The sequence below is a fragment of the Romboutsia sp. genome (assembly GCF_056995035.1).
In genome coordinates this window covers 1-10,509 of sequence record NZ_JBXKIW010000081.1, presented here as the reverse complement: position 1 = coordinate 10,509, position 10,509 = coordinate 1, and the positions used below count along the sequence as shown (strand labels likewise).

Below are 10,509 nucleotides of genomic sequence, written 5' to 3'. Positions count from 1 at the left end.
ATTAAAATGAAAATTAGAAAAAATTTCATTTGAAATTAAACTTCATATAATGAAGATATTATTAAATTTCATTTATAAGTTAAGCAAGATAAGCTTAATTTTTCACTAGAAAATATTTAGATATTGTAAAAAAATATTTTATGATATTTAGTTTATATATATAGTTTTAAGGATATAAATAAAATATGTATATATGTTAATTTTAGATAAATAATATGTATAAAGGTTATCTAAAAGATAAATATTTTATTTATAAGTTTTAAATATATAATAGACACTAAAGAGATATTTAGAGTAATTTAAATAAGACATTAAAGAAAAAGAAAGAGGTAATGTAATGGCTAAAGATTATAGTGTATTTGATATTGTAGGGCCTAACATGATAGGTCCATCTAGTTCTCATACGGCAGGAGCTGCTAGACTTGGGAAAACTGCTTCTAAAATAGCAGGAAAGCCTGTAAAGGAAGTGAAATTCTTACTTCATGGTTCTTTTGCAGAAACTTATAAAGGTCATGGTACTGATAAAGCGATAGTTGGTGGAATATTAGGATTCCAACCAGATGATGCTAGAATAAAGGAATCTTTCAAATTAGCAGAACAAGCAGGTGTTAAATTTGAATTTATAAAAACTGATTTAGGTGACAGCGTGCATCCTAACACAGTAAAAATAGAAATGGTTTTAGAAGATGGATCGAAATCAACTGTAATGGGTGCTTCTATAGGTGGAGGTAACATAAAGCTTACAGAAATGGATGGATTAGCAATAGACTTCAATGGAGCAAGATCAGCGGTAGTATTAGAAATAAAAGATATACCTGGTGCAGTATCATTTGTAACAGGATTACTTGCTCATAATAATAAAGATATAGCAACAATGTCAACAAACAAGCCACCTAGGTCTGAATATACATTTGTTACAATAGAAACAACTGATGCGTTAGAAGCAGATTTGATAGATCAATTAAGAAAATTTGAAGTAATAGCTAAGGTTATAGTTTTAGACAAATTCTAATGAGTAAGGAGAAATAAAAAAATGAAATATAACTTCACAAGTGGAGCAGAATTATTAGAAAAATGTAATGAATTTGACATGTCAATGCATGAAATATGTTTAGAGAGAGAAGCGGAACTTTCAGGTTTATCTAAAGAAGAAATAAGAGAAAAAATGAGAGTTAGTTTAAATATAATGAAGGCAGCTACTGAAAAAGCTGTTGAAGAAGATATAAAATCTATGGGTGGACTTATAGGTGGAGAAGCTAAGAAATTAACTAAATACAGAGGATTATCAAGAAGTGTATGTGGAGAGTTAATGAATAAGGCTATGGTTGCTGCTATGGGTACTATGGAAGTAAATGCTTCAATGGGATTAATAGTGGCTGCACCAACAGCCGGTTCCTGTGGTATACTTCCAGGAGCTGTTGTTACTATAGGTAAAGAGTATGGATTTAATGATGAAGAAATGATAGATGCTTTATTTGCAGCTTCTGCAATAGGAGCTATAATAACTAGAAATGCTACAGTATCTGGAGCTGAAGGCGGATGTCAAGCTGAAACTGGAGCAGCAGCTGCAATGGCTTCTGCTGGTATAGTAGAAATGATGGGTGGATCTGTAGAGCAAGCTATACATGCTGCATCTCATTGTTTACAAAATGTTATGGGACTTGTATGCGACCCAATAGCAGGGCTTGTTGAAGCTCCTTGCCAAGGAAGAAATGCTATAGGTGTTGCAAATGCTTTAATATCAGCGGAATTATGTTTAGCAGGAATATTAAACATAATACCATTTGATGAAACAGTTGCTGCAATGTATAAAGTTGGTAAAACACTTCCAATGGAGTTAAGAGAAACTGCATTAGGTGGAATAGCTTCTACTTGTACAGGATGTTCTTTAACTACAAAAATATTCGGATAATATATATAAATATAAAGACTGGCTATGCAAAAGCATGCCAGTTTTTTTATGTTTAATTATGGAAAATACAAAGTATAATAATTACTATTTACCATTACTACACTTAGGAGGTGGAGTAAGCAATTATAATCTAGAACTAACGTGGATTAGAAATTGAGAGATGATGAAATCTACTTAGTTTTAAGAGTGGAGGATTTTTAACAATGATATAAATTATGATTTAAAATTATTTCGGTAAATATGAATAAATTAGAAGGAACTATGATAAAAATATCGAATTTTATTAGATGGTAGATAAGGTTGGTTAATAGATAAAAAATGGAGGGAGTAATTTTGATAAACAGGAATATAGGAATCATAGATTTAATAAAAGAACTAGATATAACTAGGAATAAAGTAGAGTTTGCAAATGATTTAAACTTATTTTTAAATATATCTGCATTTGATGAATATCCAGGAGAGTATTATGATATTGTAAGATTTAAGTTTAATGAATATATGGGAAAATGGAATTTAGATATAAATAATAGTTTTTCCATTATATCTAAGTATATAAAATCAAGAAAGTTACCGTATAAGATAGTAAAAGATGAAGGATTCGAAATGATAAAAAGTGAAAAATTTATAATATCTATATTAGTAGAATTATACGCAATAAATATTATAATAAACAATGATGAAATCTCAAAAACTGAAATTATTAAATTTATACATAATCAGTTTAATAATAATGGAATAAATATATCTGAAAAGGATATAGTATTAAATGATTTAGACTATTTGTTTAGAGATAAGAGATTAACTTTAATATGCAAGGAAAGTCTAAAAAATAAAGAGTTTGAGATAAAAAAATCTTTAGACAAAACGGTAGGTGAAATTGAGAGAAGAAAAAATGTAAAATTAAATTTAAATATCAAAGTATGCAAAATTAAAAAAACAGAAAATAAAAACGACAAACGGGAAAACGTAATCATAAATAAGAATAAGCAAATAGAAATAGAAATAGAAATAGAAAATAGAAAATTAAAAGAACAGATAGAAAAATTAAAAAAAGAAATAGAAATAAATAATCATCTTATTAATGAATATATGGATAAGGAAATAATTATACAAAATGAAATAGACAAATTACAAAAATATAATATAGAGTTAATGGACTATGGGCAAGAGCAGTATTCTAAAGCTTTAACAGATTTAGTAAAAAATATGAATGATGATACAAATGGAAATTTATTGGATAGATTGTATAGTTACTCAAAAGGAAAAGATGAGCAAAATTTAATGTTTGTAGCAACTAATTTATTTAATGTATTTAGACAAATGGGAATATCACCGCGAGAAACAATAAAAATAGGATCAAATGTATGTATAGAAGAATATTCATTTTATAATTATAGGTTAAACAAGGATATATCGGATATTAAGTTATGTGAGGGAGAGGTACTGTATCCTGCATGGTTTTACAATAGCAAAGAAATATTAAAGCCATATATAAATATAAAGGGGGAATAAATTTATGAGTATAAAAACAGCAGATGAAACATACTTTGGTATTGATTTAGGAACAACAAATACTGTTGTATCTAAAGGTAATTTGCTATTTAATGGATTAATTCAATCGCAGATAATTCAAGTGATGCAAGTCGATGAAAATAAATGTCCTACAACAGAATTCATATTGCCGTCAGTGCTATATGCTGACGAAAATGGAAAAGAATATGTAGGAAAAATAGCGAAAGATATAAAATCGAAGGCTTCTAAAAAAGTATTATATAATACTAAACGATATATAGGAAGCAATAAAATATGGAGATTAGGTGAAGTTGAGTATACATCTAAGGATGTAGCAAAACAAATTTTAAAAACATGTAGAGATTCTATGAAAAGATATAATCAAGGAAAAAATGTAGAAAGTATAACTATAACAGTGCCAGCATCTTTTAATACTGATCAAATAAAAGATACAAAAGATGCAGCTTTAGAAATAGGTTTTAAAAACGTAAATCTTATACCTGAACCAACTTCAGCTCTTATTGATTTTATAAATGAACAATCTAATTTAATAGAAATCCAAAGACAGGTAGACTTGACTAAGTCGACTAGAATACTAGTTTTTGATTTAGGTGGAGGTACATGTGATATAGCTATAGTTGATGTGATTCAAAATGGAAGAAAAGTTGAATTTACAGAGGTTGCAATTGGTAGATATGATGAATTAGGTGGTATTGATTTTGACAATAAGGTCGCATTAGTAAAATTAAATGAGTTTTTAGAAAAATATAATTTAGATTATAACTCTATAGATAAAGAAGATAGAGAACGTATGGTCAGACACTTAAGAATCTTTGCAGAAAAAGCTAAAGAAAGAATATCTTCAGATATAGAAATGAATTGCTATTTTGGAGAGAGTTTTGACCATTATATAATGAATTTCTATGGAGATGATCCAGTTCAATTTTGTATAAATAAAGAAGAATACGATGAAGCAATAGAAGACTTTTTTATAAAATCAAGTCCAAGTAATAAACGCTCTGATGAAGAAATGCAAAAAAATATTGTTGATCCGATATTAAATACGTTAAGAGACTATGATATAAGTAAAGATAGCATAGATTATTTATTTTTAACGGGTGGAATGACTAAGTATCAGTTAGTAAGAGATAAAATAAGAAAAATTTTAAATCTTAAAGAAAATCAGATAATAAACTCGACAGATCCATTAAGCTCAGTGGCTAAGGGGGCAGCTATATATGATTATTATGAAACAGTTATCAATAGAGTTCAAGTTGAACCTCAACAAATACCACATCATGAAGAGCTAAGTGTTATTGACGATAAAAAATTTGAATTAACAAGGGTTTTAGCAGAAGCGATAATGATAGATGTAAAAGAAGGATTACCTGTAGTTATAATAAATTCAAATCAAGAGGTACCCTATGAAGGTAAATTAAAAGGAGCACTTAGAACTACTAGTCCATCAGGATTAGAAATTAATCTTTATGCAGGAATAGATCAATATGATTCTAAAATGAGAATTCAAAGAAAGTATAAGGCTTATTTTAAAACTCCTAAAAAACCAGGAACTCTAATAGATATAGATTTTTCTATTGATAAAGATAAATACTTAAGATTATCAGTGGATGTAGATGGGGAGAAAATAGAGCTTAAACAAGAAGTAGACTTAAAAGAAAAAGGGATAATATAGGGGGGATTTTTGTGATATTAAAAAGCTTAGAAGACTTAGAAAACTATAAAAATAGTATAAGTATCCCAAAATCTTTCATTAGTTTAAAGGATATAAATGAAGTTAGTGAAGGTGGAGGAGAAAGTACCAATAGTTGTAATAATAAGTTATTTTACTGGAATTTTGAGCCATATTATATAGAAGAATTAGTAAAAATATATGAAAAGCTTACTATGGATGTAATAAATGGCGGAAGGTTACAGGAATTAGAATTAGATTTGAAATTTATAGCACAAGAAATGATGAATGAAAACACATGTCCAATAGAAGCCATATTATATGCATCTAAGGCTGTGAATAATCTAATAACAAGCAATAATTCGTTGATAGAAACTATTGGAAAGGTTATTGCAGACACTTATAATAGAAATGCAGCACAGTATAAAGAGACTATAAAATTTATACTGGAAGAATGGTCATGGGATACTCAGATTATGATTTTGATAAATGCATGTGGAAAAATAAGTGATGTAGAAATATTAAAGATAATATATGATAGGCATACAAAAGGAGATACGAGGTTACAAGCACTCAAGGCATTTATGAGGGGAAATAATGAGATTTGTATCGACTATACATTAAAACTAATAAGTTTAAATCAAGAAGCTGATAATACTGAAGTTCAAATGGCAAAGTATTTTATACATAACTATACTAGGAGTTTTGGACGAGATGCTATAAAAAAAGCTGAAAGTTACTTAGGCATTCCAAGTATAAATAGACAAGCAAGCAAAATAATAAGTAGAGTAATACCAAGTTGCAAGCGAGATGAAACTGTAACTTTAGACACTATGATAAAAAAGGCTAAAAATTGGGAAATAGAAGATGATTTTGAAAGTAGCTTTATAATGTGGATGAACAATAATACAACTAGAAAGAATGCTTTTTTAGCTATAAGATATTCTAATTCACCAAAAGTTGAAGAAATAATAATAGATATTTTACAAAAATATCAATGTAATTCTATAGAGGTAGGAACGGCATTAGTAACACTGGCTCAATGGGGATCAAGAAAATGTGCTAGTGAAAAATTTTTAAGCTTAATAGAAGCAAATAAATATGATGTAACAAGAAAAGTATATTGTGATGCTGCAATGTGCAGTTTAGGAAAAGAAGAAGAATCTATGGAGTTAATAAAAGAATTTTTAGAAGAAACATATTATGACAGTCGACAAATCTTTTCAATTATAAGAGACTGTGCATATAAAAGCAGTCAACTATTAAGATATGCTATAAAAACAGTATATGATGAATACTTAAATAGTGATGATGAAGAAAAAATAATTAAAGCTATAAATGGAGCTTATGAATTATGTGATAAACCGAAGTTTAATTTTAAAGATATTACATTACAATTAATAAAAGATTCCATTGGAATAAGTAGTATAGTAGATAAAAAATTCTCAGATGAGGTATACACCGCATTAATAAATTTAGTAGAAAGATTACTTAATGATAAAAATAAAGATGAGTTTATAGATATACTATTTTTTATAATTGAAAATGACGCTTGCAATCCAAGACATAAGTTTAAATCAATATCAATGCTTAAGAGATTAAGCGTAGATCCTCCAAAATAAGTATGTATAAATATAAAGATATTATAGTAACAGAATCTAATATTGAAAAAATAGAAAAAGATATAATTTATACACTAGAAAATTGTGATACAAAAGAAATAAAAAATCTAAAAGAAATAGACTACTTTGTTGAAAATATTTTATATATACAACAAGGTAAAAAGGAAATTTTAGAATTGTTATCATATATAAAGTATAAGTTAGGGGAATATTTGCTATCTTTTCAATATGGCTTAGAAAGTTTCAATTTAAATAAAAATAGTACCGGGATAATATATTCCATATTGTCTCTTTTAAACTTAAATTTATATAAACAAGCAGACTTTATTTTTATAAAAAATAAACATAAGATAATAGATATAATAAACTCAAATAAATACAAGGAAAATGATGCAATAGACCTCCTTATATATTTTAGTATTGATATAACCTTAATAGATGATATAAGTAATAAAATCGAAAACTTAAAAGATAAAAGGAAAAAATATATATATATTTTAATGAATTTAATAAGAGATAGAAAAAATGTAGTTACAAAAAATCTAGATTATAATTGCATAGATTATGGAACTATAAACACCTATAAAGAAAAAATGTCGGATATACCTAATATATTAAGAGAGTTAAATTTACATCAGTTGTCACAACTATGTGAATTTAAATTAGACAACCATGAAAATAGTGCAGAGATATATAACATGCTTCCGTGTGATAACATAGAAAAATATATAGGTAAGGTTTTGTTAGACGAAATGGACTTAAATCAAAATAATAAAAATTATATACCGAACACAATAAGTAAATATAATTTTAAAGATAAAGATGTAAAAATAATAAGTTATAAATCTAATTGTTTAGCAAGTATGCATGTTTTAAAAATAAAAGACGAATATTTGATAATTGACTGTGGCGCAGAGATAAATAATCTTCAGATTAAAAAAATAGATATGGAAAGTTTTTTATTAGAACATAATATACCTATAGATAAAATAAAAGCAATTGTAATAAGTCATGCACACATAGACCACTATGGAAGTTTAGATTTAATCCAAAAATATGTAGATGATATTTATATGACTAAAGATACATATAATCTTATAGATATAGTAGCAAAGAACTTTGAACTAGACTTTAATAAAGTAAAACTAAAAAAAGATAATGATGAGTTCTTAATTGGAAATTTAAAGATAAAGTTTTTTCCGACTAATCATATAAAGGGATCTATTGGTGTTTGCATAGAATATTATGGAAAAAAAATAATTTATACAGGTGATTTTTCTTTTAATAGGCAATCTACAACGCAATACATAAATGAAAATAATTTTTATGAATTTCAAGATGCAGATTATCTTATTATGGAAACTACATATGGTTATAAAAATATGGATTTACCATATATGTACAATAAAAAGTTATTTAATTATTTTATAAACTTATCTATAAAAAATAATAAAAAAGTAATTATTCCATCTTTTTCTGTTGGTAGAGCACAAGAATGTTATGATTTGATAACAAAAAGTACAATAAAAGGGAATGTATTGGTTGATGGGGTAGGTATAAAGGTAAATGAATACTATAATAAAATAGAAAAAAATATAATAGCTAACAGTGAATTAAATTATAATAAACATAAAACGATCGAAGAAAAATATTATGAAAACGATATAATAATCGTTAGCTCAGGGGTTGTAAAGGATATAAGCTTAGCAGAAAAATATTATAAAATGGCAATAAACGATAAAAATATGGTTACAATTTTAAAATGTGGACCAATAGATAAGCATACATTAGAGCAAAAGCTAAGGCCGTATGACTCTGTTGATATAAACTTAATTGATACTAGTTTATCATCCCATGCGCATTATGAAGATTTAATTAAAACTATAAATATAATTAAGCCTAAAAACTTAATAATGGTTCATGGTAAAGGTATAAAATTATATGATGAATTGAATAATAGTTAAACATAAAAAACAAGCTCACTATTTGGTATAGTGAGCTTGTTTTTTATATTTAACTATTATTTCATATAATTTTATATTATTCTTATCACTATAGCTACAAGATGTAACGTAATAAGCTATATTACAGTGAGGACATCTGTCAACATGTGCATTTATAGTAAAACTATTGTTACAATTAACTGAAAATCTGTAACAAATGATAAGACTTTTATTTTCGTCTTCTTTTATAATGACGACCTTTGTTAGAATAAATGTATTTTCTATTTTTCTTAGATTTTTTTCTTATAAGAACAAATATAATAAGTGTTATTGAGATAAATAAAAGTAATAAAGCTATTTTTATGATAGACATTATAGATTTATCTTCAGTGATAACAGCAAATATACTGTTAACATTATCTTTAGCTACTAAATTTATAGTATGTTCTATTTTTTTTCCGTTGTAGACTTCTAAAGTACCTACTTTATCTCCCTTACGAATAGGTAAGTCAATATTATCTAATTTAATTTCTGTAGTATATTCGCTTTCTTTAGTCCCTTTAGGTAAAACTAATTTATAACTGTATTCTGGTTCATAAACTAATTCTTTTTGCTTACTAAATGAAACTTTTTTACTATCTGTATAATCTTCTTTATTAACTATAGTAGTAGTATTAAAATTATCAAATCCATAGTCTAATAAAGTTCTAGAGTCTAGATATAAATCATTTCCATTACTTTTAAAAACTGCAGAAATAAGTCTCATATTATTTTTCACACCACTAGATAAAAGACATTTACCGGCATCATCAGTATACCCAGTTTTTATTCCATCAACTATATCATACTTGATATTTATTTGTTGACCTTTATAGCCTATTTTTTCAGTTGATGTTAAAAATTTATTAGTGTTTACAAAATATCTCTCGTAAGGGTATTCTTTAGTAGATTCAAAACGCACAGACTCAGTTTTAACAATAGTTCTAAAAACTTCGTTGTTCATAGCTTCTCTTCCCATAAGGGCCATATCATATGCTGTAGTATAGTGTTTTACATCGGGTAATCCATTAGGATTGTTAAAATTAGTATTTTTAGCCCCAATAGTTTTAGCTTCCTCATTCATTAATTTAGCAAATTCTTCAACAGAACCACTCACATAATTAGCTAATACAACAGCTGCATCGTTAGATGAGTGAATCAATAAACCATCTAATAATTGTTTAACAGTGAAAGATTCCCCATTTTTTAGGTACATGCCAGATCCGTCTATAGCTGGCAAGTTTTTTATTTCGATGACTTGGCTTAAGTCAGGAACATGTTTTATAACGAGATAAGCTGTCCAAGCTTTAGTAGTTGAAGCTGGATAAAGCTTAGCATTACCATTTTTACTATATAAAACTTTTCCAGTTTCGTAATCCATCAAAACTGCATATTTAGCAGTGAGATTAAGTTTTGTATCAGCAGCAAAGGACCTATCTGTATTACCCACAGAAGAGGTGAATATTATAAGGAATGCTACTAAAAGCGATAAAATTCTTTTCATACGTGAACCTCCAAATTTAAAAAATATATTTTAGTATACCATATTTTAGTCAATAATAAAAATGAAGGAGTGATTTAAGTTTGAATAAATTTGGTAAAATTATAATATTTTCAGTGATAATTATTTTGAGTATATGCACAATTTTATTAAAACAAGATTTTAAAATTAAAGAAAATGTACATGTAGTTAGTAAAAGTGAAGATGAAAGCATGGATATACCCAAAAATAGAAATAAAGAGGTAGGTAAAGAAGAGTATAAATTAGAAAAAACAGAGAAAGAAAATATA

At 26.8% G+C, this 10,509-nt stretch carries 8 protein-coding genes; 7 read left to right on the top strand and 1 reads right to left on the bottom strand.

What is annotated here, in order from left to right; translation table 11 throughout:
* Window positions 1-337 precede the first annotated feature (337 nt).
* The 6 genes from sdaAB to AC11VW_RS12890 all read left to right on the top strand — a co-directional run bounded on the left by sdaAB (window position 338) and on the right by AC11VW_RS12890 (window position 8,700).
* Window positions 338-1,012, top strand: coding sequence for an L-serine ammonia-lyase, iron-sulfur-dependent subunit beta (gene sdaAB / locus AC11VW_RS12915; RefSeq protein ID WP_484301836.1), 675 nt, complete (start codon window positions 338-340; stop codon window positions 1,010-1,012).
* 21 nt (window positions 1,013-1,033) lie between these two features.
* Entirely contained in the window at window positions 1,034-1,912 is an 879-nt protein-coding gene (gene sdaAA / locus AC11VW_RS12910; RefSeq protein ID WP_484301835.1) for an L-serine ammonia-lyase, iron-sulfur-dependent, subunit alpha, read from the top strand.
* Between the two features lie 333 nt (window positions 1,913-2,245).
* A complete protein-coding gene (locus AC11VW_RS12905) occupies window positions 2,246-3,424 on the top strand; it encodes a hypothetical protein (RefSeq protein ID WP_484301834.1) in 1,179 nt (392 codons plus the stop codon).
* Window positions 3,425-3,428: 4 nt separating this feature from the next.
* Window positions 3,429-5,117 (top strand): Hsp70 family protein, encoded by a 1,689-nt coding sequence (locus AC11VW_RS12900; protein ID WP_484301833.1) that lies wholly within the window; start codon window positions 3,429-3,431, stop codon window positions 5,115-5,117.
* An 11-nt stretch (window positions 5,118-5,128) separates the two neighbouring features.
* Entirely contained in the window at window positions 5,129-6,736 is a 1,608-nt protein-coding gene (locus AC11VW_RS12895; protein ID WP_484301832.1) for a hypothetical protein, read from the top strand.
* 2 nt (window positions 6,737-6,738) lie between these two features.
* Window positions 6,739-8,700: an MBL fold metallo-hydrolase gene (locus tag AC11VW_RS12890; RefSeq protein ID WP_484301831.1), complete on the top strand. Its 1,962-nt coding sequence runs from the start codon at window positions 6,739-6,741 to the stop codon at window positions 8,698-8,700.
* A gap of 208 nt (window positions 8,701-8,908) precedes the next feature.
* Here AC11VW_RS12890 and AC11VW_RS12885 read toward each other — a convergent pair whose 3' ends face one another.
* The gene (locus AC11VW_RS12885) at window positions 8,909-10,222 is read right to left on the bottom strand and encodes a D-alanyl-D-alanine carboxypeptidase family protein (protein WP_484301830.1); all 1,314 of its coding nucleotides are present in this window, start codon (window positions 10,220-10,222) and stop codon (window positions 8,909-8,911) included.
* An 80-nt stretch (window positions 10,223-10,302) separates the two neighbouring features.
* On the opposite strand from AC11VW_RS12885, the gene AC11VW_RS12880 reads away from it, so the two are divergent.
* On the top strand, window positions 10,303-10,509 hold a 207-nt coding region (locus AC11VW_RS12880; protein WP_484301829.1), incomplete at its 3' end, for a hypothetical protein.

Coding starts and splice junctions, on each gene's coding strand:
- AC11VW_RS12900 (WP_484301833.1), top strand. CDS start 3,429: ATGAGTATAAAAACAGCAGATGAAACATACTTTGGTATTGATTTAGGA.
- sdaAB (WP_484301836.1), top strand. CDS start 338: ATGGCTAAAGATTATAGTGTATTTGATATTGTAGGGCCTAACATGATA.
- AC11VW_RS12885 (WP_484301830.1), bottom strand. CDS start 10,222: ATGAAAAGAATTTTATCGCTTTTAGTAGCATTCCTTATAATATTCACC.
- AC11VW_RS12890 (WP_484301831.1), top strand. CDS start 6,739: ATGTATAAATATAAAGATATTATAGTAACAGAATCTAATATTGAAAAA.
- sdaAA (WP_484301835.1), top strand. CDS start 1,034: ATGAAATATAACTTCACAAGTGGAGCAGAATTATTAGAAAAATGTAAT.